Here is a 23692-nt window from a genome sequence, read left to right as displayed (position 1 = left end):
CGCAGGACCTGCAGCTCAACAGGCCACTTGGGTGCATGTCCTGCGGAACGGATACGGCGGGAGGAGTCGAGCCCCTACCCACGCCGGCGCCACCACCCCGTCGGTCCGCCGCGCCGACTTCTCGAGGCAGTCGATCATGACCCGGCGAAACCCCAGCCGGAGGCCGGCCGGCTGGTCGCACGGTACGACGAAGGGGCGTCACGCACCTGCGCGTGACGCCCCTTGGCGGGATCAACCGATACGTTCTCCGGTAGCCGGTTCCCCCGAGCCGATCAGCGGGCGGCCGTACCCTCGACGTAGTCGTCGTCGTGGCTCTTCACCCAGGCCATCAGCTCGCGCAGTTCCTTGCCGGTCTTCTCGATCGGGTGGGTCTCCCCCTCCGAACGCAGCTTCTTGAACTCCGGTGCACCGGCGTCCTGGTCGTCGATGAACCGCTGCGCGAAGGCGCCGCTCTGGATGTCGGCCAAAACACCCTTCATGTTCTCCTTCACCTGGGCGTCGATCACCCGCGGGCCGGAGACGTAGTCCCCGTACTCGGCGGTGTCGGAGATCGACCAACGCTGCTTGGCGATGCCGCCCTCGTACATCAGGTCGACGATCAGCTTCAGCTCGTGCAGACACTCGAAGTAGGCGACCTCCGGCTGGTAACCGGCCTCGGTCAGGGTTTCGAAACCGGCCATGATCAACTGCGAGGCACCGCCACAGAGGACGGCCTGCTCACCGAAGAGGTCGGTCTCGGTCTCCTCGGTGAAGGTGGTCTTGATACCGCCGGCACGCAGACCACCGATCGCCTTGGCGTAGGCCAGGGCAAGCTCCCAGGCGTGACCGGTGGCGTCCTGCTCCACCGCGACCAGCACCGGCACACCGCGACCCTCGTTGTACTCACGACGGACCAGGTGGCCGGGGCCCTTCGGTGCCACCATGGCCACGTCGACATTGGCCGGGGGCTTGATGTAGCCGAAGCGGATGTTGAAGCCGTGGCTGAAGAACAGCGCATCACCCTCGTTCAGGTTCGGCTCGATCGCCTCGGTGTAGAGCTGGCGCTGCTTGTGATCGGGAACCAGCACCATGATCACGTCGGCCTCGGCGCAGGCCTCGGCCGGGGTGAGCACCCGCAGGCCCTGCTCCTCGGCCTTGGCCCGGCTGCGGCTTCCCTCGGGAAGCCCCACCCGGACGTCGACACCGGAATCACGCAGGGACAACGCGTGTGCGTGACCCTGGGAACCGAAACCGAGGACCGCCACACTCCGATCGGCGATCGCGGCCAGGTCGGCGTCGGTGTCGTAGAACATTTCTGCAGCCACTGTGGGCTCTCCTTCGTATTGCGGGTTGTACTGCGTATTGCGGGTTGTGGGTACTGCCTGACCGGTCCGGTTGGGACCGGCCGAAACCGGTCCCGGGTTCGAGATCGGATCGATCGGGGGTGAATCTACGCGCTGGCCTGCCGGGCCCGTTCGGGGCGTCCGGCACGGTCGGAGATGGAGCGACTGCCGCGGCCGACCGCGACCAGACCCGACTGCACCAATTCTTTGATGCCGTACTGCTCCAACATCCGCAGGAAGGCCTCCAGCTTCTCCGGCGAACCGGTGGCCTCGACAGTGATGGTGTCGACGGTGACATCGGCGGCCTTGGCCCGGAACAGTTGGACGATCTCCAGCACCTGTCCCCGGGTCTCCGGTGTCGCCTTCACCTTCACCAGAAGGAGTTCGCGGCGTACCGCACTGGCCTCGAGTTCGACGATCTTGAGCACCTCGACCAGCTTGTTCAGCTGCTTGGTCAACTGCTCCATGATCCGGTCGTCGACCTTGGTCGCCACGGTGATCCGGGAGATCGCCGGGTCCTCGGTCGGGCCGACGGCGAGTGATTCGATGTTGAAACCGCGTCGGGAGAAGAGCGCGGAGATCCGGGCGAGGACTCCGGGCTGGTTCAGCACCAGCACGCTCAGGGTACGACTGCGGGGCTCGCTGCTCGGGGTGCTCACAGGATCTCGTCCTCCCAGTCCGGCGCCATGTCCCTGGCGATCTTGATCGCATCGTTGCTGGTGCCGGCGGCGACCATCGGCCAGACCATGGCGTCCTTGTGCACCACGAACTCCACGACGACCGGTCGATCGTTGATCGCCATGGCCTGGTTGATCACCTCGTCCACCTCGTCGGGGTGGGTCGCCCGCAGGCCGACACAGCCCATCGCCTCGGCCAGCTTCGGGAAGTTCGGCACCATGTTCGTCTTCAGGTCGGTGTTGGAGTACCGACCGTCGTAGAACAGGGTCTGCCACTGCCGGACCATGCCCAGGGACTGGTTGTTGATCACCGCAATCTTGATCGGAATGCCCTCCAGGGCGCAGGTGGTGAGCTCCTGGTTGGTCATCTGGAAACAACCGTCGCCGTCGATCCCCCAGACCACGGCGTCGGGTTGACCGACCTTGGCGCCCATGGCTGCCGGGACGCAGTAACCCATGGTCCCGGCGCCTCCGGAGTTCAGCCAGTGACCGGGACGCTCATGCGGCAGGAAGTGTGCCGCCCACATCTGGTGCTGGCCGACGCCAGCGGCGAAGTAGGCATCGGGACCGGCGATCTCACCGATCCGGGAGATCACCTGCTGCGGGCTGAGCACATCGTCGACCGGCGGTTCCCAGCCGGTCGGATACCGCTCGGCCATCGACTGCAGCCGCTCCTGCCAGGGCTTCAGGTCCTGCAGCTCGGCCCCGGCCAGGGCGGTGTGCAGTTGCCGCATGACCTCACCGACATCACCGACGATCGGCACATCGGCGTACCGGTTCTTGGAGATCTCGGCCGGGTCGATGTCGGCGTGGATCACCTTCGCATCCGGGGCGAAGCTGTCCAGGTTGCCGGTCACCCGGTCGTCGAATCGAGCACCCAGGGAGATCAACAGGTCGCTGCGCTGCAGGGCGCCGACCGCCGGCACGGTTCCGTGCATCCCGGGCATACCGAAATTCAACGGATGGCTGTCGGGGATCGCTCCCCGCGCGGTCAGGGTGGTGACCACCGGGATCCCGGTGAGCTCGACGAGCTCGGCCAGCTCGTCGTAGGCACGCGACTTGGTGACACCGCCGCCGACGTAGAGCACCGGCCGATGCGCGGCCTCGATCAGCTTCACCGCCTCCCGGATCTGCTTGGCATGGGGCTGGGTCACCGGGCGGTACCCCGGCAGATCCAGCTGTTCGGGCCAGACGAACTCGGCCTCGGCCTGCTGGGCGTCCTTGGAGATGTCGACCAGCACCGGTCCGGGGCGCCCGGTGGCCGCCAGGTGGAAGGCGGCGGCGATCGCGTGCGGGATGTCCTCGGGCTTGGTGACCAGGAAGTTGTGCTTGGTGATCGGCATGGTGATGCCGCGGATGTCGGCTTCCTGGAAGGCATCGGTACCGATGGCCGCACTGTTCACCTGTCCGGTGATCGCCACGATCGGCACCGAGTCCATGTAGGCGTCGGCGATCGCGGTGACCAGGTTGGTCGCGCCCGGGCCGGAGGTCGCCATGCAGACACCGACCTTGCCGGTGACCATCGCGTACCCCTGGGCGGCGTGACCGGCTCCCTGCTCATGCCGGACCAGGATGTGCCGAACCGCTTCGGAGTCGTAGAGCGGATCGTAGGTCGGGAGGATGGTGCCACCGGGGAGGCCGAACACGGTGTCGGCCCCGACCAACTCGAGTGCCTGTACCAACGCCTGCGCGCCGGTCATCCGAGTGGGGCGCGGCGGTGCGCCCTTGGCCGATGACCCCTGCTGGGCGGGGGCCGACGGCACGGCCTGCGGTTGGGGAACTGATTCGCCAGCTCTTGTCCCGGACATCGGTGGCCTTTCTCTGCGGTGCCTCCATGGCACCTCGTTGGTCTACGACTGCCTGTGCGGATCAGTCTTTGTCCGCCGGCCTCGCTCCCAGGCGGGACCGGTGCACAGGGCGTCTCCCCTCGCAATCATCAGGAATTCTTGCCGAACGGGATGTGTCCAACGAAAAACCCCGGTTGCCGGTGGGCAAACGGGGCAGCGTGTCGGTGACTGATGGCGTCAGCCGACACGCCTGATGATTACGAGGAGGATGCTCTGCACGCCACCACATTCCCTCACCGGCCTGGCTGTGTCAACTGTCGGGACGCCCCGTCTCACTTTCTGGTCACCAGGTCGGATCATCTGCTCGCCCGACGGGATTCACTGGCAGAAAGGGTCGTTATCCGGCCACTGCTGCCGTATGTGGCAGCAGTGGCCGGATAACGACCGAAAATGCCGGAACCCGCCGCGGTCAGCCCGCAGGTCGGCCGTCGACCACCGTGCCGTTGCACGGCAATCCGCCGGGGAAGGTGATCGGCAGCGCGTTCGCAGTCATCGGGTCGCGGCCATCCATCGCCTGCAGATGTACATGTGGTTCGGTGCTGTTGCCGGAGTTCCCGCAGGACCCGATCCGTTGCCCCGCGCGCACCCGCTGCCCGACGCCCACCCGCAGACTCCCCTGCTGCAGATGGCACACGGCGACCACCACCCCCGGTCGCTGCTGGATCAACAGATGATTGCCGGCCATCGCCTGCCAGCCCTGCGCCGCCCGTCGCCCTTGGGTCAGTGCATAGGTGACCGAGGGCAACCCCCGCTGGGCACGATGGTCGGGCAGGTCATCGCGGGCGGCCACGACGATACCGTCGACAACGGCATGGACCGGCCGGCCGAAGCCGGGAAAACGCGCCGGGTCCTCGCTGCGGACGACCGACAGCGGTCCGAACGGAGCCGACCTCCCCCGCGCGTCGACCGGCACCAGGTCGATCGCCCGCGCACCGGCGAAGAGCTCCGTCCCGTGACTGGGTACCCGGTCGGCCGGACTGTTCTGCACCAGCAGGTGGCCGGCCATCGGATAGTCGAGCACGACGGAGTACGGCAGGTCCTCGCGCATGCGCAGGGGCACCGCGGGGTCGTCGTGCGGGAGCCAGGAGACTTCGGCCACCCCACGGTCGCGCAGGTGGTCGACGGCGGCCAGCACCAGCGGATCGGTCAGATCGGGTCGGCCAGATCGTGGCGGATGTCGTCGGTGACCCAACCGAGCAGCAGCGCCGTCGGTATGGAGGCCGGATGCTGCTCCGCCCCGCCACCGGTCCCCCCGGGCACCTCGACGAGAAGGCTGCGTCCCCCCCGGTGAAACGCCACTCATCGCAAGCCCCGACCCGGATGCGGGTGATCTCCATGACGTACAGGATGCACCCGCGGAAGGCCGGATCTCGGCCACCGTCCGGCTCCGGCTGACCGAACGCAATCCTGCGGCCAGGCCTCACCGCATGAGGGCTGCACCGCCGACCGGCGCCGCAGTCTCAGCCCTCACCCATGCCTGCGCCGAGGATGGCCGGGTTGGCCAGCAGCCGCATCCGCTTGAGCAGTCGGCTCTGCACGGCCCGTACGTGCGGGGAGAGCCCGCCGTTCGACTCGGCCTCGGCCTGCCACCGCGCCTGCCGATCCTCGAAGACCGCCAGGTCACCGAGCTCCTCACAGTTCAAGGTGTCGTCGTTCAGGTCCACCACGATGGTGTCACCGTCCTGGACCAGCGCGATCGGCCCGCCGACCGCGGCCTCTGGTCCGACGTGGCCGATCACCAGGCCGACCGACCCACCGGAGAAGCGGGCATCTGTCATCAAGGCGATGGTGATCCCCCGCTCCCGGCACAAGGTGGTGATCCGCGAGGTCGGGTCGAGCATCTCCGGCATCCCGGGGGCACCCTTCGGGCCCTCGTAGCGGATGACGACCATGTCGTTGTCGGCGAAGACCTCCGGCGCGTTGATCAACTGGTCCAGCAGTGCCGGCTCGCTGTCGAAGGTGCGGGCGCGGCCGACGAACCGGTTGTCGGCCCCGATACCGCCTTCGACACCGGCGACCTTCAGCACCGCCCCGCCGTCGGGAGCCAGGTTGCCCGAGAGCACCCGAAGACCTCCGGTGTTCTTGTAGGGGGTGTTGAAGGCGTGGATCACGTCACCGTCCGGCGCCGGCGGATCGAGCCGGGCGATCTGCTCGGCCAAGGTCTCGCCGGTGCAGGTGAGGGTGCTGCCGTCGAGCAGCCCTGCCTTCAGCAGTTCGTTCAGGATGACCTGCAGACCGCCCTTGTCCTCGATGTCGGTCATGTAGTACTTCCCGAACGGACGGGCGTTGATCAGGACCGGGACGTCGCGGGAGAGCTGGTTGAACTCGTCCCGGCTCATCACCTCGTTCCAGAAGTCGATCCCGGCCGAGCGGGCGATCTCCGGTGCGTGCAGCAGGACGTTCGTGGACCCGCCCATGGCGATGGCGACGATCATGCCGTTGCGCAGGGCCGCGGGGGTGACCAGGTCGCGGGGGCGGATGTTCTGCTCGGTCATCAACAACAGGCAATCCACCAGCTCGCGTGGGAACTGGTCCATCCGCCGCGGGTCCTCCGAGACCGGGGCCACCATGTGCACCGGCTCCAGCCCGATGGTGGCGATGAAGGACTGCATCGTGTTGTAGGTGAACATGCCGCCGCAACTGCCGATACCGGGACAGGCATTGCGGGCCCAGCGCTCGCGCTTGACCGGGTCCGGATCCTGGGCGACCTGGAAGCAGCTGACCAGGTCGATCGTCTCCCCGGTCTCGGGGTCGATGCCGGGACGGATGGACCCGTCGGAGTGGATCACGGCCGGTACGTTGCGCTCCAGCAGTGCCGCGGTCGTACCCACCGGGGGCTTGTCGCAGGCGACGACGGCGATCACGCCTTCGAGGTCGCTGCCCTCCAGGTGCAGCGACATCCCGTCATGGGTGGTTTCCCGCCCGATCAGGGAGTAGCGCATCTGCGGGGTGCCGTTGCGCTGACCGTCGGAGACACCACCGGAGTAGTTGGGTGAGACCAGCCGTTTGTGCAGCTGGGAGTCGGTGATCCGCCGCGCCAGTTCGGCATGGATCGCATTCACCTTGTCCGGTACGCCGCCGTAGCAGATCGAGTCGCCGAGGGTTCCCACCACACCCCAGGTGGGGCCATGGATGTCATTCGGATCCTGTCCCAGTAGATGTGCGGTGGCGACGGCTTGACAGTCCTGGCCGGGCTTCCACGCCTCGGCGGACGTCGACACGGAATCGGGTTCACGGGCGATCGTACTCACCTCCTTATGACACCACATCCGGACAACCGCCAGTGCATCGTCTCGCGCCGATCACGGCGTCGCGATGATCCGGGCATCGCCGAGCACACCGGTACGGACCAAGGGACAGTGGTACGGCCGGACGCCGAGCACCGGGTGATCGTCCGCCGTGGGGCCTCCGCCTCACGCCTGTGCCGGCCTCACCGCGCGACCACCACCAGAACCCGATTCAGCACCACCAGCATGTAAGGAACCAGCCCGATGAACATCGCGCAGATTGCCATGGTCCATACCGGACCCGTTTCGGTTTCCGTGTGCTCACGCATTCGGGGGACCATGTGCTGCGGACCATGGCTCATGCTGATGGCGACAGGCCAGACGAAGGGCCCGAGCACCACTGCCCCCGCCAACCCGACGATCGTCACCCGAAACGGGTCCCCCGGCGCGGAACGCCCAGAAGGTACCGACGCCCAGCGGTATCGCCAGCAGCAGCGGGTAACCGACGCCCACGAGCAGCGCACCCGGCCAGGACGATCCACCCAGCCGGGCGAACTGACCGAGGATCCGGTCCTCCAACTTGAACCCGGCCCAGATCGCCCATACGCCCGCCAGCGCGACCGGGACCCACCATCTCCAGGCAGGCAGGTACTCCCAGTCGAAGAACAGAAGAAGATCGGGCGCCGCGAAAGGCTATCCGTGGGCAGGGGCGGAGCGGGTCGGACCGACGCTGAGCCCGGATGGACTGACCCCTCACCTGTCCACGTGTCCACGTCCACCTGTCCGCGCCTGCCCAACCTCCCCCTGTCCGCGCCTGCCCAACCTCCCCCTGTCCGCGCCTGCCCAACCTCCCCCTGTCCGCGCATGCCCAGCCTCCGACCCTGTCCGCGCCTGCCCAGCCTCCGACCGCCCGTACCGGTGCGGTTCAGGGCACTCAGTCCTCGCGCGAGGTCGTGACGGCGACCGCCATCCGCCGACGCTGCAGTCGATCCGGTCGGTGATCGAACCGGGGTTGATCTTCCTGGTGGGCGCCCCATCAGCACCGCCGACGGTTGCTGCAGTGCACTGCAGCTGGCCACGGTTCGACAAATCTGCAGCCCCGGTGAGCCCTTGCCATCAGAGAATCGGTGGGATGGGGAAGACAAACGTCACACTCGATGCCGCTGGTGGGGCAACACGCCGGTGAAACTGGGCGCGGAGCCGATCGAGTGTGATGTTTGTTTGGTTGCCCCACCCCTTGGAAGTTCCCACGACGAGCCAGTGAACTGCAGGACATCAAGGTCCCCCGGCCGCTGCTCGTCTCTCCACCTGCACGGCTGTCGGCTCGAGGGGTCGGGATCACCCCAGTCCGAGCACGACCACGGACGCACCCAGCATCAACGCCGCGGGGAGCAGACCGGTGATGATGGCGCTGATCGCCAGGGTCCACGCCGGTCCTGCTTCCGTCCCGACCAGTCGCCGAAGTTCTCGCGCCATTGTGTGCGGGCCGTTGGACCGGCTCGGGATCACCGCCCAGACGAAGGGCCCCACCAGCACCACCAGCAGCAACGGTACGACCGTCGCCCGCAGCGGATCGATGGGCTCCGAAAGCACCCAGACGGTGCCGCCGAGCAACACCGCCCCGAGCAGGAGCGGATACCCGATCCCGACCAGCAACGCCCGCGGCCAGGACCCGCCACCGAGTCGGCCCAGCAGCCGCAACACCGGCACGTCGACCTTCGGATAAGCCCAGATCGACCAGCCGAAAGCCAGCACGAGCAGAACCACCCGCAGCCAGAACGGCAGGTGTCCGTCGAACACCGACGGGGGCGGAATGGGCACCGCGCGACGTCAGCAAGGATGCGGTCCGGCTTCGCGAGTCGGGATCGGTCGAACATCGACGGGGGCGGAACGGGCACCGCGCGACGTCAGCAAGGATGCGGTCCGGCTCCGCGAGCCGGGATCTGCTCGCTGGGGTCCGGAAGCGGTGCCCGGAGCAGGTCGGCTCCGACACCCGGGTCGGGTCAGCATCGCTGTCCCGGGGTGCCCCGATTCCGTCGCGGCGGGTTCAGCGCGGTGGGTTCAGCGCAGCGATTCGGGCGCAGCGGGTTCACCGCAGTCGGTCCACCGCAGTGGGTTAACCGCAGTGGTTCAGCTGGTGAGTTCGGCGTGGACGGCGTCCAGGTCGGCGCCTGCGTCGGGGTCACGGTTGAGCAGATTCGCCAGGCCGGGCGAACTCTCGTACCGCGGGATCAGGTGAACGTGCAGGTGGAAGATCTCCTGGCCGGCGATCGCACCTGCGGAGTTGAAGATGTTCAACCCCCCGGGCTGCAACTTGTCCCGCAACAACCGGGCCGTGGCGTCGACCGCCGGGGCGATCGTGGTCAGTTGCCGATCTCCTTCGAGCACATCGGTGACGTGCTCCCGAGGCACGACCAGCGTATGCCCTCGATGGAACGGATTGATGTCGAGGAACGCGATCGCGGCGTCGTCGGAGTAGACCTGCTTGGAGGGGATCTCACCGGCGATGATCTTGCAGAACAGGCAGTCGGCTTCGGTGCTCATACCCTCATTCGACCACACCGGCCCCGTCGAGCAGGCCAGGGGTGTCAGGTACCCCGGCAGCGACGGACGGCAGGTGCGTCCCGTCGCTCCGGTGACGGTCAGTTGACCTTGTTCAGCAACTCCTCGCCGGCCGCCCAGCGGCGCAACTGCTCGCCGATCAGGCGACCGATCCGGGGCTCGAACGACGAGGCGGCCCCGCCGATGTGCGGGCTGATCACCACTCCCGGGGCACGCCACAACGGATGGTCGGCCGGCAGTGGTTCGGGTTCGGTGACATCCAGCGCGGCACGCAGGCGCCCGCTTCCGGTCTCGGCGATCAGGGCTTCGGTGTCGATCAACTTGCCCCGGGCCACGTTCACCACCAGGGCGCCGTCGGGCAACAGGGCCAGCTTCTCGGCATCCAGCAGTTTGTCGGTCCTGGGTGTGTACGGCGCGATCACGAAGACCACATCGGCCTCCGGCAACAGCTGATCCAGCTCGTCGACACCACGGATGTCGTCGCGGGCACGGGAGGCGACCTTGGTGATGGAGGCGGTCTCGAAGCCCGACAACCGGGCCTCGATGCCTTTGCCGATGTGGCCGTAACCGATGATCAACACCCGTTGATCGGCGATCGAGTTCCCCCACTGGGGTTTCCACCGACCCTCGGGCTGGTTCCGCGCGAACACATCGAGTTTGCGCCCGTTGTCCAATGCCAGGGCGACGGCCAACTCCGCTGTCGCGGTGTCATGCACCCCGGCGGCATTGCAGAGGCTCACCCCCGCAGGCAGCAGGTCGATCACTCCCTCGTATCCCGCGGTCTGCGTCTGTACCACCTGCAGCGAGGTCATCTCCGCCACCCGATCCAGCGGCCCCGTCCCCTGCATGTAGGGCATCACGAGGAACTCGACTTCGGCGATCGAGTCCGGCCAGCCGTCGTCGCCACCGGTGAAGAGGTCCACCTCGACGTTCTCGGGAATCTTCCCGATCGCCGCCTCGGCGTCGGCGATCGACTCGTACGGCAACCATGCCCTCATGCTCTGCTCCCTGTCCTGATGACGAATCCTGCCTCGGCGAGTGCGGACTTGACCTGATCGATCGTGACCACCCCGTAGTGGAACACACTGGCCGCGAGCACCGCATCGGCGCCCGCCCTGGCCGCCTCCACGAAATGGTCCGCGGTTCCGGCTCCTCCGGAGGCGATCACCGGGATGTCGACGGCGTCGCGAACGGCGGAGATCATCTCCAGGTCGAAACCGTCGGTGGTGCCATCGGCGTCCATCGAGTTGAGCAGGATCTCCCCAGCCCCACGCTCAGCCCCTTCGATCGCCCAGGCGAGGGCATCCACCCCCGCACTGCGACGGCCACCGTGGGTGGTCACCCCGAATCCCGAGGGCTGCCCCGGTTCACGCCGCGCATCCACCGACAGCACCAGTACCTGGTTGCCGAAACGATGGGAGATCTCGGTGATCAACTCCGGTCGGGCGAGGGCGGCGGTGTTCACGCCGACCTTGTCCGCGCCGGTACGCAACAGCTCGTCGACGTCGAGCACCGACCGCACTCCCCCGCCCACCGTGAGCGGGATGAAGACCCGTTCGGCTGTCGACCGGACCACCTCCCGGGTGGTCGACCGCCCCTCATGGGAGGCCGAGATGTCGAGGAAGGTGAGTTCGTCGATCCCGGCGGCACCGTAGGCGGCAGCCAGCTCCACCGGATCACCGGCATCGGCCAGCCCGGTGAAGTTCACCCCCTTGACCACACGTCCGTCATGCACGTCCAGACAGGCGATCACTCGCAGGGCCAAAGTCACGGGACCAGACTAGGTCCTCTCCCCTCCCGGCCGGCGCAGGGGCTGGTCCGCCGACCGGGCAGTGCTGCGGTCACTTCACCGCACCGGCTGTCAGCCCGCCGATCAGCCTGCGCTCGATCGCCATGAACAGGATCACCACCGGGACGATCGACAGGATGGAGACGGCGAAGACGTACTGCCAACTGGTCTCGTACTGCCCGACGAAGGAGGTCAGGGCCACGCTCAGCGGGCGGTTGCCCGGCGTCCGCATCAGGATCAGCGAGGCCGCGAACTCATTCCAGCAGGCGACGAAGGTGAAGATGGTGGCAGTCACGATGCCCGGCCAGACCAGTGGCAGGTTGATCCTCAACAGGGTCGCCCAGGTGCCGGCACCGTCGATCTGTGCCGCCTCGTCGATCTCCTTCGGCACACCGGCGAAGAAGGAGTGCATGATCCAGGTTCCGAAGGACAGGTTGAACGCCGCATTGACCAGGATCATCGCCAACCAGGTGTCGTCCAATCCGATCAGGTTGAACTCGCGGAAGATACCGGCGGTCAGCACCGCCGGTTGCAACATCTGCGTGATGATCACCAGCGAGAGGAACACCACTCGGCCCGGGAACCGGAAGCGGGCGGTGTAGTAGGCCGCGGGCAAGGCCACCAGCAACACCAGAGCGGTGGCACCGACGGAGATGACGATGGTCGACACCAGGTTCTGCCACAACGGCGTCTCCGGGGTGGACCACATGGTCAGGTAGTTGTCCCAGTGCCACTCCCGAGGGAAGTAGGTCGGGTCGACACTGCGGATCTCCGCCTTCGACTTCACCGAGCCGAAGAACATGATCACGTACGGAATCAGGAAGACGACCGACAGCAACAGTCCGAATCCGAGCACACTGAGAGCGCTGGCCAGGGCGAAGTCACCGCGCTGCAGGAACTTGAAGATCAAGGTCATGATGGTGTCGGCGTCGTAGCCGGGAATGGACCCGGTCATCACCCGCAGGATCGGCAGCGAGTTGAACACATTGATGATGTTGATCAGGACCGCCACTGCCAGTGCACTGCGCAGCTGCGGCAGGACGATCCGGAAGTAGGTGGAGAACCGGCCCGCCCCGTCGACCTGGGCTGCCTCCAGCACGTCCTCGGGTACGGTCTGCAGACCCGCCAGCAAGGTGTAGGTGGTGAACGGCAGGGACACGAAGACGGCCACCGCGATCGACCAGCAGAACGCGGGGAGCGCGTTGCGGGTCCAGCCGTAGGGCTCGGCGAGCAGCCCGATGCCGACGAAGAACTTGTTGATGATGCCGATGTAGCCCTCCAGGCCGTAGTAGACGACCATCGTCGTCATCACCACACTGGACGCCCACGGGATGATCACGATCATCCGGACCAGCCGTCGCCCCGGGAATGCCTTGTTCAGCAGCTGTGCCATGGCCAGGGAGATCAACACGGTCAGCGAGACGACCACCCCGACCCAGATGATCGTCCGGCCGATGACCGCCGGCAATGCCGGGAAGGCGAACAACTCGGCGAAGTTGTCGAACCCCGCGCTGCCGCGATCCAGACCCGACAAGGAGATCTCACGTGTCGAGTTGAAGATCATCAGCCCGGCCGGGAAGAAGACCACCAGCACGATCAGGGTGGTTGCCGGGGCGATCCAGAGAAGTGCCTGCAGCAGTTCGCTGCCACCTCGGCCGTTGCGGGCAGTCGCCTGCCCGGAACGACCCAGCTCTGCCGGTGCGGAGTCGGCCACCGTCAGCTCTCCGCGTCTGCTGCCGCCTGGATGGTCTGCAACACCTCTGCCGGATCCTCGGTGGCGATCAGACCGAAGTTCTCCTTGAAGGCGGCATCCGTCGCCTGCCAGGCCGGATTGGCGCTGGGGTAGAACACCGCATCCGGCAGCAGTTCCAAGAAGGGCTGCAGGGCTGCATCGGAGCTCATGGCCTGGTTGCCCGATTGGGTGGTCGGCAAGAAGCCTTCGGCGCTCACCCAGGTGGTGTAGACATCGGCGCTGTAGAAGTAGTCGAGGAACGCCTTGATCGCCTCGGTCTTGTCGTCGTCGTTGCGGAAGGCCATCAGATGATCGGCGACCCCGAGGGTGAACGAGGAACCGTCCTTGGTCGGGATCGGCGCGATCTCGTAGTTGAGGTCGGGGTTGCTCTCCTCGATCTGGCCGACCGTCGGCGGCAGACCGACCTGGAAGCCGATCTCGCCCTGGATGAACACGTCCATCAGCGGGCTCCGGTTGGTCGCGCCGGGATCGGGCTGGGTGTCCCCGTCGTCGATCATGCTGCGCATGAACTCGGCGGCCTCGAGGTTCTCGGGGGTGTCGACGGTGATCTCGGAGGCATTGCCGAATCCGCCACCGCCTCCGTAGAACCAGGTGGCCGCCTCCGCCTGTGCCTCCTCCGAGCCGAGCGGCATGCCGTACCCGGCGACACCGGTCTCGGAGACCTTCTGCGAGGCCTCCTTCAGTTCCTCCAGGTGGTCGGCGCCTCGGTCACCCCGGCCTGCTCCATCAAGTCGGTGTTCATGAATAGGGCGCGTGCCGAGGCGATCATCGGGGCCCCGTACTGCGTACCGTCGACCGAGGCGTTCTCGATGAACGACGGGGTGAAGTCGTTCAGCGTCTCCGGGCTCAGCACGTCGGCGATCGGGTAGAGCAGGTCATCTCCCACGTACCCGGTGAACGGGCCACCGTTGAGGATGTCCGGCGCTTCCCCCGCCTGGATCCGAGTGGTCACCACCGAGTCCAGATCCTCCCAGGAGACCACCTCGAGGTTGACCGTGGTGCCCTCGTTCGCCGCCTCGAAGCCATCGATGACGGTCTGCCAGTTCGCCTGGGGGCGTCGGAATAGCTGGACGTCGACCGCAGCATCGCCGATGCGACCTCGGCCCTGCAGCTGCGGCTGCCGGAGGAGGCGGTGACCGCGGAGCAGACCACCTTCCTGGGCACCGGCTGGACGATCGGCCTCGCCCACGAGGCAGCCCTGAAGAACCGGGAGGCCTCGCAGTCCTGGACCGAGTCCTACCCCGCCATGGACTACCGGCACGGGCCGATCGCGATCGCTGCTCCGAACCGGGTCGTGTGGGCCTTCGGTCCGCTCCCCGAAGGCCTGGCCGAACAGATCGAGACGACCGGCGCCGGTGCCGTCGAACCCGCGATCGACCCGCTCGCGTCGTTGGTCCTCGCCCAGCGGGTCGCCCTGGAACGAGCTCTCGCCCGCGGACTCGACCCCGATCATCCCCGTTCCCTCACCCGATCGGTGATCCTGTAGCCGTGATCACCGCTGTTGCCGACGTGGGCGGAACCGACACCAAGTTGGGAGTCGTCGAGGATGCCGAGCTGCTGTCCTCGACCACGGTGCCGACCCCGGTCGGGGACGTCACGGCTCTGCGCCGGCTGGTGGCCGACTTCGTCGCCTCAGCCCGTACCGATCACCGGATCGGTGCCACCGCGATGGTCGTCCCCGGGATCGTCGACCCGGCCACCGGTGTCGCCGTGCACAGCGAGAACCTGCACTGGTCCGAGGTGCCCTTCGGCAGGTGGTTGGCCGCCGACACCGGACTGCCGGCGGCTCTGGGGCATGACGTCACCGCAGCCGGTTACGCCGAGCACCGCCACGGTGCCGCCCGTGGCCATGCCCATGCCGCGGTGGTGGTGGTCGGTACCGGAATCGCGGCCTCGCTGATCGAGGACGGCCGGGTGATCAACCGTGCCGGGGTCGGTGAGATCGGTCATTCGGTGGTGCAGGAGGGGGGACCATCCTGCGTCCGCGGCGGCCGGGGTTGTCTGGAGGCGATCGCCAGCGCCGCGGCGATCGGCCGGACCTACACCGCCCGTACCGGCCGGGTGGCGAGCGCCGCCGAGATCAGCACCCGGATCGACACCGACCCCGATGCGGCCGCGGTGTGGGACCGGGCGGTGCAGGCCCTGGCCGCCGGGATCGGGCAGTTGCAGTCGCTGCTGCCGAGCGAACTGGTGGTGATCGGCGGCGGTCTGTCCCTGGCCGGGGAAGTCTTGTTCGCGCCGCTGCGTGACGCGGTGGAACGACGCCTCACCATGCAACGGATCCCGCGTATCGTGGGGGCGAGGTTCGGGGCGACCGCGGGGATGATCGGTGCCGCCGAACTCGCCAGGGACGCAGCGAAGGGACGATGATCAGTGGCCTCGATGTCCATGACCGATTCGGTGGACCGACCCGACTCCGATCAGACCGCCTCCGATCCGATTCGGTCCGGGCAAACCCAGGCCGATCAAAGCCAGGCCGAGCAAAGCCAGGCCGAGCAGACCCAGGCCGATCGAACCCGGTCCGGCCGGCCGGGTGACACCGCTGCACGTGCCGGACTCGATCGGCAGACCCGGCTGGAGGCGATCCTGGACCTTCTCGGGGAGGCCGGTACGGTCGAGGTCAACGAGATCGTGGAGACCTTCGACGTCTCCCCGGCGACCGCCCGCCGCGACCTGCAGATGCTGGCCGATCGTCACCTCCTGGCCCGTACCCGGGGCGGCGCCACTGCCCAGTCGGTCGCCTACGACCTGCCGCTGCGGTACAAACGCGAACAGCACGCGACGGAGAAGTCCCGGATCGCCGCGGCAGCCCTGGACCTGGTCTCCCCCGGTGCCCGGATCGGCCTCAGTGGCGGTACGACCACCACCACCCTGGCCTCCGCGCTGGCGGTCCGGACCGATCTGTCGGTTGCCTCCCGGAAGCTCACCGTGGTCACGAATGCGATCAACATCGCCGCCCAGCTGGCCGTCCGCCAGCACATCCGGGTGGTCGTCACCGGTGGCGTGGTGCAGTCGAGTTCGTACGAGTTGGTCGGCCCCTACAGTGATCAACTGCTGCAGCAGTTGTCCTTGGACATCGCCTTCCTCGGTACGAACGCGATCGGGCCCGATGGTCCAGCCGTTCATGACGAGGCCGAGGCCCGGGTGAACGGTCAGATGGCGCTGCGCGCCGAACAGGCCTGGCTGTTGGCCGATTCGTCCAAGATCGGCATCCGCGCCTTCGCCCGGATGGGTGAGCTCGGCTGGTACCGGGGTGTGATCACCGATGACGGCCTGAGCACCGATCAGCGCGCGCTGCTGGACTCCCTCGGTCTGGACGTGCTGATCGCATGAACTCCGATTCGGGCGACCGGGAGCTGTCGGGTGAGGGCGCAGCCCGCCGGTCGGTCGAGGACGGCGCCCCCGCGGCAGCTCCGGCAACCGGCAGCGAGTCCCGGCTCGACCTGCTGATCCGCGGCAACCTGATCACCGACGGTACGGACCTCGGTCCGAGTTGGGTCGGGGTGGCGGACGGGATGATCACCCGGATCGGCACCGGATCGGCACCGCCGGCCACCGCGACCATGGAGGTCGCGCACCTGGTGCCCGGGTTCGTCGATCTGCACTGCCATGGTGCTGCCGGCGGCGCCTATGACGACGGGCTGGAAGCGATCATCGCGGCCCGCGCACATCATCTGCGCCACGGCACCACCGCATCGATGCTGTCCCTGGTCACCGCCCGGCCGGCGGACCTGATCCGGCGGATCGCCGTGATTCGCGCCGCAGCCGCGGCGGATCCGCAGATCCTGGGGGTGCACCTCGAGGGCCCCTGTCTGTCCCATGACAAACGCGGCGCCCATGACCCGACCTTGCTGCGCCCACCCGAGCCCGAATTGATCACCGGTTTCAGCAATGCTGCCGGTGACCTGCGGACCATGATCACCCTGGCCCCGGAGCTGGACGGCGCGATGACCGCGATCCGGACCCTGTCCGAGCACGGATGGGTGGTCGCCCTCGGCCACACCGATGCCTCCTACGAGACAGGGGTACGCGCGATCGCCGCCGGCGCACGGTTGATCACCCACGCCTTCAACGGGATGCGCGGTCTCGATCACCGCTCCCCCGGCATCCTGCCTGCCGCACTGGACGATCCACGGGTGAACGTCGAGGTGATCGCCGATGGCGAGCATGTCCATCCGCGAATGGTCCGCTTCCTGTTCGACACCGCACCCGGGCGGGTCGCCCTGATCACCGATGCCATGGCCGCCACCGGCCAGCCGGACGGACGCTGGAAACTCGGCGATCTCGGCGTGGTGGTCACCGACGGCCTGCCCCGCTTGGTCGACACCGGGTCCATCGCCGGTTCCACTCTCACCCAGGACAAGGCGATCCGGGTGGCGGTGGCCGCCGGTGTACCCCTTCGGTTGGCGGTCGCGGCAGCCACCGGCGTCCCGGCCGGGGTGCTCGGTCTGGCCGACACCCACGGAGCGGTCCGGGTGGGCCGGCGCGCCGACCTGGTGGGACTGGATGCCGACCTGCAGGTCTGCGCCGTGATCGCCGATGGGGTACGCGTCGGCTGAACGGCCGACGACGACGAACGACACCGACCCGACGGGCCGGTACCGGAGGAGGGACTTGATGGAAGTGGTGATCCTCGCCGATGAGCGAGAGGTCGGCGCCTTCGCCGCCGGGCGGATCGCGTCCATGATCGACAAGCATCCGGACGCCGTGCTCGGGGTGGCCACCGGTTCCAGCCCGCAGCAGACCTACCGGGTGCTGGGCGAGCAGGTGGCCGCCGGGCTGGATGTCAGCCGGGTCAGCGCCTTCGCCCTCGACGAGTACGTCGGGTTGCCCGGCGATCACCCGCAGTCCTATCACCGGGTGATCGCCGAGACCGTCACCGAACCCTTGGGCCTGGACCCGAGCCGGGTGCACGTACCCGACGGCATGGCGCTCGACCTGGACGCTGCCTGCGCCGACTACGAGGACCGGATCGCCGCCGCCGGCGGGATCGACCTGCAGCTGCTCGGGATCGGCGCCAACGGCCACATCGGGTTCAACGAACCGACCAGCTCACTGGCCTCCCGCACCCGGGTGAAGACGCTCACCGCCCGTACCCGGGCCGACAATGCACGGTTCTTCGACGACCCCGACCAGGTACCGCGGCAGTGCCTGACCCAAGGGCTGGCCACGATCCTCGACGCCCACACCACCGTGCTGGTCGCAACCGGTACGGCCAAGGCGCGGGCGATCGCCCGGATCGTCGAAGGTCCGGTGCAGGCGTTGTGGCCCGGCTCGGTGCTGCAACTGCACCGGCGGGCGACGGTGGTGGTCGACGAGGCTGCGGCCGCCGAACTCGAGCTGGCCGACTACTACCGCTACACCGACTCCCAACGGCGGCTCTGGGAGACCGAGCGGCGAACCGACTGAGCCGCGGGTCGCCGGTGCCGCCTCGTCGTCCGCCGAGGCCTCACTCGGCCCGTTCCGTATCCGCCTGTTCGACTTCTGCCTGTTCGACCTCTGCGGTCAGATCCACCACGCCCCGACGCAGCGCGCCGACCGCCGACCGGGCGGTGCTGCGCACCTCGTCCTTGCCGATCGAGCCTGCGGCATTGCCGATCTGTTCAGTGAGGTCGATCACCTGCCGGGTGCAACGAACGAAGTCGCCGGCGGTCATCCCGGTGATCCCGAGCACCTCGGCCAGATCGATCCCCGAGGCCCAGGCGAAGGTGGCTGCGGCGAACCCGGCGTCGACATCGGGCCCGCGTTCGAGCCGGGCGTCACGTTCGGCCAGTGACACCTGCCGGTGCAACCGTTGAACCTGCTCGATGGCGTCCTCGGCAGCCGGGTCCTCCAGTCGCCAGACCGGGCGCCGGTCGTCGGAGCGGCGCGCCTCGTAGACCAGGATCGACAGCACCGCCGCGAGCTGGGCCGGGCCGAGCTCGTCCAGTACCCCGGTCCGCAGGGTCTCGGCCGCGACCAGGTCGAGTTCGTTGTAGATCCGGGCGAGCATCCGCCCCTCGGCGCTCACCCGGTCGTGCTCGTCGAGGTAGCCGAAGGCCGACAGCACCTGGCAGATCCGGTCGAAGCGGACCGCAATGGTGTTGGTCCGGGTCTCCATCTTCCGCCTGATCCGACGGTCCTCCGCGCTCAACCGCAGGGCGCGCTCGGCCCACCGGGCCTGGGTCTCCCGCTCGGGGCAGGCGTGACACGGATGGTGCGCCAGCTGCTCGCGCAGGTCGCTGATCCGCTGCGCCACCTCGGCGTCCATCGCTCCGGGCCGGAACCGTTCGACGTCACCGTCCAGTTCGGCCAGCCGGGCCGACATCGCCGCCCCCAGGCTGCGCCGGGACTGTGCGTCCCGGGGTGAGAAGCGCTTGGGCACCCGTACCCGGCTCACCGCTTCGACCGGGGTCGGGAAGTCGTCGGCTCCCAGCCGCCGGACCTGCCGGTCCTCACCCAGCACCAGCGGGCGCGGTCCCCGCCGTTGGTCACCGGGCCCGGAATCGATCACCACTGCCCACCCGGTGTGCTTCCCGGCCGGCACCCAGACGATGTCCCCGGGGCGCAACCGTTGCAGTGAGACCTCGGCCTCGGCCCGCCGGTCGGCCCGCCGACTCCGGGCGGCCTCGGTCTCCAACTGCGAGATCTCCTCCCGCAGTTCGGCGTAGCTGCCGAAGTCCCCCAGTTCACACTCGGCCTTGGCCCACAGTTCGGCGATCTCGGCGTCATTGCGGGACACCTTGCGGGCCAGTCCGACCACCGATCGATCGGACTGGAACTGGGCGAAACTCTGCTCCAGCAAGGTACGGGTACGGTCACGACCGACCGCGCCGATCAGGTTCACCGCCATGTTGTAGGTCGGGGCGAAGCTGGAGCGCAACGGATAGGTACGCCTCGACGCCAGCCCGGCCACCGCCCGCGGGTCGAAACCGGGCTGCCACAGCACCACGGCATGCCCCTCGGTGTCGATGCCCCGGCGCCCGGCGCGCCCGGTCAGCTGGGTGTACTCCCCCGGCGTGATGTCGACATGGCCCTCGCCGTTGAACTTGACCAGCTTCTCCAGCACCACACTGCGGGCAGGCATGTTGATCCCCAGCGCCAGGGTCTCGGTGGCGTAGACGACCTTGATCAACCCCTCGACGAAGCACTCCTCGACGCACTCCTTCCAGGCCGGCAACATCCCGGCGTGGTGCGCGGCGATGCCACTGGCCAGGGCACTGCGGAACTGCTGGTAACCGAGCGCGGCAAGATCATCATCGGCCAGCCCGACGATGTGCCGGTCGATGATCGACAGGATCCGCGTGCGCTCCCGGCTGGTGGTCAGCCGGATCCCGTCCTGCATCAGCTGCCGGACCGCGGCATCGCAACCGGCGCGGGAGAAGATGAAGACGATCGCCGGCAGCAGGTTGTCCCGGCTGAGGGCGCCGACGACATCGCTGCGGCGCGGGGTCTGGAAACGCTTCGGCAACTTCATCCGGTGGTCGGCATGTGCACCGCCGCCGTAGGCCGAGGTACGGCCGCCGCCGCGTCCCCCCTTGCCCCGTCCGCTGCGTCCGCGCGGGCGCCGGGAGTCGTCACGGACCACCCGCGACTCCTGTTTGGCGATGCTGACCAGTTCCGGATTGACCTCACTGTGCCCGCCCGGTACGGGCATCGCGGTCGGCGCCTCGTCGGCGAACAGGTCGTGCAGGGTACGCCCGACCATCACATGCTGGTAGAGCGGTACGGGTCGGCGCTCGGAGACGACCAGCCGGACGTCACCGCGTACCTCGGTCAGCCACTCACCGAACTCCTCGGCATTGCTCACCGTGGCCGACAGTGCGACCAGCTGCACCGAGTCGGCCAGGCCGATGATCACCTCCTCCCAGACCGCCCCGCGGAACCGGTCGGCGAGGTAGTGCACCTCGTCCATCACCACGAAGCCGAGATTGCGCAGGGTGGCCGAACGGGCATAGATCATGTTCCGCAGCACCTCGGTGGTCATCACCACCACCTGCGCCTCGGAGTTGATCGAGGTGTCGCCGGTCAGCAGGCCCACCCGCTCGACGCCGAAGCGGTCGACCAGGTCGTGGAACTTCTGGTTGCTCAGGGCCTTGATCGGTGTGGTGTAGAAGACCTTCCGGCCCTGCTGCAGGCCGAGTGCGACGGCGAACTCCCCGGCGACCGTCTTTCCCGCACCGGTCGGTGCAGCCACCAGCACCCCGGAGCCGGCCTCGATGTGGGCGATCGACTGCAACTGGTAGTCGTCGAGGCTGAAGTCGAAGGAATCGGCGAAGGCCCGACCGACCTCCCCCAACTCGGGGACGGCCTGGTCGCCCGGGTCCTGGTGGTTCGCGTCGTCGTCGGGCTCGATGGGCCGCTCGAGATCTGCCATGGTGCCTCCACCGTAGCGGCCCGCAGCCACGCGGCGACCGAAATGCGTCACCGGAACGGGCGGTCAGGCGGGCAGATGGACCCGCAGCGCACCGGGCGCGGCCCGCAACCGGACCGGACCGGGGCCGAGTTCCTCCCCGTCGCCCATCGCGAAGACCTCCTCGCCGTCGACCTCCAAGGACTCCACCCGGAACCGCTCCACCGCCGGATGATGGGTGAAACGCCCCGACGGGAGCTTCGGCATCAACCGGATCAGGTCGAGGCGCCCGACCGGGTGGATCACGGTGACATCGAGCAGGCCGTCGTGGGGGTCTGCTCCCGGCGCGATCGCGATACCACCGCCGAAGAAGGGGGTGTTGGCGACGGCGACCAGGATCGCCGGCAGTTCGCGGACCCGGCCGTCGATGGTCAACCGGTAGTTGATCGGATGGAAGGTGGCGATCTCGCCGATCAGTGCGGCGGTGTAGCGCAGCGCCCCGATGGGCAGGTTGCTGCGATTCGCCCAACGGTTCACCCGGGCGTCGAATCCGGTGGCGACGATGCTGCCGACATGATGCCGGTGCTGCCCGTCGGCGAGTGCACCGGTGACCTCGATCAGGTCCACCGCCCGAACCGGTCCATGGGCGATGGTGGCGACCGCATCGGCGGTCTTCAGGGGTACGCCCAACCCGCGGCAGATGTCGTTGCCGGTGCCGGCCGGGATCAGCCCGACCGGGACCCCGCTGTCGGCTGCCAGATCGATCCCCATCCCGAGCATTCCGTCACCGCCTATGACCACCAGTTCCTCACCCGGCTGGGCTCCGGCGATCACCTCGGCGCCGGCTGCGCGGGCCTGGGCGAAGTCGCCGGCGTCGAGCAGGTGCACCGAGGCGTCCGGTACGGCAGCGGCCAGCGCATCGCATACCTGGCTGATCTTGCTCGCGGCTCGACCACGCCCCGCCGACGGATTGGCCAGCAGGGAGATCCGGCGTCTGCTCATGCAGACCTCCGGGCCGTCGACGGCGGTCTCATTCCGGCACCACCAGCTCGCCCCGCCGGATCCGTCGGCGATCGTTGACCCGGGCGAAGACCTCGGCGCCGATGAAGAGCACCGACAGCGGGACCGCCAGGGCGATCATGGAGAACGGGTCACCGGGGGTGACCAGGGCGGCGATCACGAAACTGCCGAAGATGATGTAGTTGCGTGCCTTGGCCAACTGGGCGCCGGTGACCACCCCGAGGATGTTCAGCAGCACCAGCACCAGGGGCACCAGGAAGGCACCGCCGAAGACCAGCATCGTGCGCATCATGAACCCGAGGAACTCCTGCAGTTCGAACAGGTTGGTGATGTTCGCACCCTCGGGGGTGAAGCCGATCATGACCGAGATCGCGAACGGCATGATCACGTACCCCAGGGCGACCCCGCCGAGGAACAGAGGTACGGCCAGGGCGAGGAAGATCACCGCCCAGCGCTTCTCCTTGGCCAGCAGCCCGGGAACGATGAAGGCCCACAGTTGGTACAACCACAGCGGGGAGGTGACGATCACCCCGCCGAGGGCGCTGATCTTCATCGCCAGCAGCAGCGGTGCCGTGGCCCCCTGGGTGACGACCGAGGTCTGCAGGTTCGGATGCTGTTCGGCGAGGCGGGCGATGGCACTTTCGTAAGGCACCATCAGCACACCGAACAGCTGGTCGTAGAACATCGCACAGCCGATGGTGCCGAGGATGATGACGACCACCGCGACGACCACGCGGTAGCGCAGTTCGCGCAGGTGCTCGACCAGCGTCATGCTGCCGTCGGGCGTATTCGGTGTCGGGGGCCGAAGCCACGACGGGGTCAACCGCCGTCGCTTCACCCCGCCGTTCGTGGCGGTCATCGGGAAGAGGTGTGGAGAGCTGCTCGCCGACCGCTCAGCGGTCGTTGTTGGGGTTCTTCGGCGGGTCGACCAGTTCGGCGTCGACCGGCCCGGCCTCGGTGGTCCGGCCCGGCTCGACCGGAGCGCTCACCGTCTGCCCGGAGCCCTCATTGCCCAGGCCGCGGGTCTCCTCCTTGAACTCCCGGATCGCCTTGCCGGTGCTCTTGCCGAGACCGGCCAGCCGGGTTCCGCCGAACAGCAGCAGGGCCAGCGCCAGGATGATGAGCAACGTCCATACGCTCGGGGTGCCGATCAGTGGTGCCAT

Annotated in this window: 20 protein-coding genes and 1 pseudogene; 5 read left to right on the top strand and 16 right to left on the bottom strand. The window is 68.0% G+C overall.

Going from position 1 to position 23692, the window contains the following annotated elements; translation table 11 throughout:
- Window positions 1-272: 272 nt before the first annotated feature.
- From ilvC to CLV29_RS16665, 12 genes and pseudogenes are all read right to left on the bottom strand, one after another.
- The gene (gene ilvC / locus CLV29_RS03725; RefSeq protein ID WP_208292883.1) at window positions 273-1292 is read right to left on the bottom strand and encodes a ketol-acid reductoisomerase; all 1020 of its coding nucleotides are present in this window, start codon (window positions 1290-1292) and stop codon (window positions 273-275) included.
- 137 nt (window positions 1293-1429) lie between these two features.
- Window positions 1430-1981: an acetolactate synthase small subunit gene (ilvN, locus tag CLV29_RS03720; protein WP_133753698.1), complete on the bottom strand. Its 552-nt coding sequence runs from the start codon at window positions 1979-1981 to the stop codon at window positions 1430-1432.
- Window positions 1978-3699, bottom strand: coding sequence for an acetolactate synthase large subunit (locus tag CLV29_RS03715; protein ID WP_243831705.1), 1722 nt, complete (start codon window positions 3697-3699; stop codon window positions 1978-1980). Before CLV29_RS03715 ends, ilvN begins: the two co-directional genes overlap by 4 nt.
- A 556-nt stretch (window positions 3700-4255) precedes the next feature.
- On the bottom strand, window positions 4256-4981 hold the full coding sequence (locus CLV29_RS03710; RefSeq protein WP_243831704.1) for a M23 family metallopeptidase: 726 nt from the start codon (window positions 4979-4981) through the stop codon (window positions 4256-4258).
- Between the two features lie 325 nt (window positions 4982-5306).
- A complete protein-coding gene (locus tag CLV29_RS03705; protein WP_243831703.1) occupies window positions 5307-7097 on the bottom strand; it encodes a dihydroxy-acid dehydratase domain-containing protein in 1791 nt (596 codons plus the stop codon).
- A gap of 179 nt (window positions 7098-7276) precedes the next feature.
- Entirely contained in the window at window positions 7277-7402 is a 126-nt protein-coding gene (locus CLV29_RS16950) for a hypothetical protein (RefSeq protein WP_279586449.1), read from the bottom strand.
- Window positions 7403-8411: 1009 nt separating this feature from the next.
- Window positions 8412-8894: a hypothetical protein gene (locus CLV29_RS03700; protein ID WP_133753695.1), complete on the bottom strand. Its 483-nt coding sequence runs from the start codon at window positions 8892-8894 to the stop codon at window positions 8412-8414.
- 309 nt (window positions 8895-9203) lie between these two features.
- On the bottom strand, window positions 9204-9617 hold the full coding sequence (locus CLV29_RS03695; RefSeq protein ID WP_133753694.1) for an HIT family protein: 414 nt from the start codon (window positions 9615-9617) through the stop codon (window positions 9204-9206).
- Window positions 9618-9715: 98 nt separating this feature from the next.
- Entirely contained in the window at window positions 9716-10633 is a 918-nt protein-coding gene (locus CLV29_RS03690; protein WP_133753693.1) for a 2-hydroxyacid dehydrogenase, read from the bottom strand.
- Entirely contained in the window at window positions 10630-11406 is a 777-nt protein-coding gene (gene hisF, locus CLV29_RS03685) for an imidazole glycerol phosphate synthase subunit HisF (protein WP_133753692.1), read from the bottom strand. The genes CLV29_RS03690 and hisF overlap by 4 nt, the downstream gene beginning before the upstream one ends.
- Before the next feature lie 70 nt (window positions 11407-11476).
- A complete protein-coding gene (locus CLV29_RS03680; RefSeq protein WP_208292744.1) occupies window positions 11477-13138 on the bottom strand; it encodes an ABC transporter permease in 1662 nt (553 codons plus the stop codon).
- A gap of 2 nt (window positions 13139-13140) precedes the next feature.
- Window positions 13141-14366 (bottom strand): annotated as a pseudogene (locus CLV29_RS16665) (extracellular solute-binding protein).
- Here CLV29_RS16665 and CLV29_RS03670 point away from each other — a divergent pair.
- Genes CLV29_RS03670 through nagB form a run of 5 tightly spaced genes read left to right on the top strand, consistent with a single transcriptional unit; the run spans window position 14310 to window position 18586 of the window.
- Window positions 14310-14663 (top strand): SIS domain-containing protein, encoded by a 354-nt coding sequence (locus CLV29_RS03670; protein ID WP_208292742.1) that lies wholly within the window; start codon window positions 14310-14312, stop codon window positions 14661-14663. The pseudogene CLV29_RS16665 and the gene CLV29_RS03670 sit on opposite strands and share 57 nt — an antisense overlap.
- Window positions 14664-14665: 2 nt before the next feature.
- Window positions 14666-15547, top strand: a complete 882-nt coding sequence (locus CLV29_RS03665) for an ROK family protein (protein WP_208292741.1) — start codon at window positions 14666-14668, stop codon at window positions 15545-15547.
- A gap of 12 nt (window positions 15548-15559) precedes the next feature.
- Complete coding sequence (locus CLV29_RS03660) at window positions 15560-16510, top strand: DeoR/GlpR family DNA-binding transcription regulator (protein WP_208292740.1); 951 nt, start codon at window positions 15560-15562, stop codon at window positions 16508-16510.
- On the top strand, window positions 16507-17736 hold the full coding sequence (gene nagA, locus CLV29_RS03655; RefSeq protein ID WP_133753691.1) for an N-acetylglucosamine-6-phosphate deacetylase: 1230 nt from the start codon (window positions 16507-16509) through the stop codon (window positions 17734-17736). The genes CLV29_RS03660 and nagA overlap by 4 nt, the downstream gene beginning before the upstream one ends.
- A gap of 58 nt (window positions 17737-17794) precedes the next feature.
- On the top strand, window positions 17795-18586 hold the full coding sequence (nagB, locus tag CLV29_RS03650; protein WP_133753690.1) for a glucosamine-6-phosphate deaminase: 792 nt from the start codon (window positions 17795-17797) through the stop codon (window positions 18584-18586).
- A 40-nt stretch (window positions 18587-18626) separates the two neighbouring features.
- On the opposite strand, the gene CLV29_RS03645 is transcribed toward nagB, so the two are convergent.
- From CLV29_RS03645 to CLV29_RS16945, 4 genes are all read right to left on the bottom strand, one after another.
- On the bottom strand, window positions 18627-21533 hold the full coding sequence (locus tag CLV29_RS03645) for a DEAD/DEAH box helicase (protein ID WP_133753689.1): 2907 nt from the start codon (window positions 21531-21533) through the stop codon (window positions 18627-18629).
- A gap of 63 nt (window positions 21534-21596) precedes the next feature.
- Entirely contained in the window at window positions 21597-22511 is a 915-nt protein-coding gene (locus CLV29_RS03640) for a diacylglycerol/lipid kinase family protein (protein ID WP_133753688.1), read from the bottom strand.
- 28 nt (window positions 22512-22539) lie between these two features.
- A complete protein-coding gene (gene tatC, locus CLV29_RS03635) occupies window positions 22540-23388 on the bottom strand; it encodes a twin-arginine translocase subunit TatC (protein ID WP_133753687.1) in 849 nt (282 codons plus the stop codon).
- A gap of 34 nt (window positions 23389-23422) precedes the next feature.
- Entirely contained in the window at window positions 23423-23692 is a 270-nt protein-coding gene (locus CLV29_RS16945) for a twin-arginine translocase TatA/TatE family subunit (RefSeq protein ID WP_133753686.1), read from the bottom strand.

The organism is Naumannella halotolerans, from assembly GCF_004364645.1.
Taxonomy (GTDB): domain Bacteria; phylum Actinomycetota; class Actinomycetes; order Propionibacteriales; family Propionibacteriaceae; genus Naumannella; species Naumannella halotolerans.
Note: the sequence above shows the minus strand (reverse complement) of the source record. Positions and strands in the feature narration are given on the sequence as shown.

Bases quoted from the DNA above. Each gene is read 5' to 3' on its own strand.
- CLV29_RS03715 (WP_243831705.1), bottom strand. From the start codon at position 3,699: ATGACCGGCGCGCAGGCGTTGGTACAGGCACTCGAGTTGGTCGGGGCC.
- CLV29_RS03695 (WP_133753694.1), bottom strand. From the start codon at position 9,617: ATGAGCACCGAAGCCGACTGCCTGTTCTGCAAGATCATCGCCGGTGAG.
- tatC (WP_133753687.1), bottom strand. From the start codon at position 23,388: ATGACCGCCACGAACGGCGGGGTGAAGCGACGGCGGTTGACCCCGTCG.
- nagB (WP_133753690.1), top strand. From the start codon at position 17,795: ATGGAAGTGGTGATCCTCGCCGATGAGCGAGAGGTCGGCGCCTTCGCC.
- CLV29_RS03660 (WP_208292740.1), top strand. From the start codon at position 15,560: ATGTCCATGACCGATTCGGTGGACCGACCCGACTCCGATCAGACCGCC.
- CLV29_RS03690 (WP_133753693.1), bottom strand. From the start codon at position 10,633: ATGAGGGCATGGTTGCCGTACGAGTCGATCGCCGACGCCGAGGCGGCG.
- CLV29_RS03640 (WP_133753688.1), bottom strand. From the start codon at position 22,511: ATGAGCAGACGCCGGATCTCCCTGCTGGCCAATCCGTCGGCGGGGCGT.
- CLV29_RS16945 (WP_133753686.1), bottom strand. From the start codon at position 23,692: ATGGCACCACTGATCGGCACCCCGAGCGTATGGACGTTGCTCATCATC.
- CLV29_RS16950 (WP_279586449.1), bottom strand. From the start codon at position 7,402: ATGCGTGAGCACACGGAAACCGAAACGGGTCCGGTATGGACCATGGCA.
- ilvC (WP_208292883.1), bottom strand. From the start codon at position 1,292: ATGTTCTACGACACCGACGCCGACCTGGCCGCGATCGCCGATCGGAGT.
- CLV29_RS03645 (WP_133753689.1), bottom strand. From the start codon at position 21,533: ATGGCAGATCTCGAGCGGCCCATCGAGCCCGACGACGACGCGAACCAC.
- nagA (WP_133753691.1), top strand. From the start codon at position 16,507: ATGAACTCCGATTCGGGCGACCGGGAGCTGTCGGGTGAGGGCGCAGCC.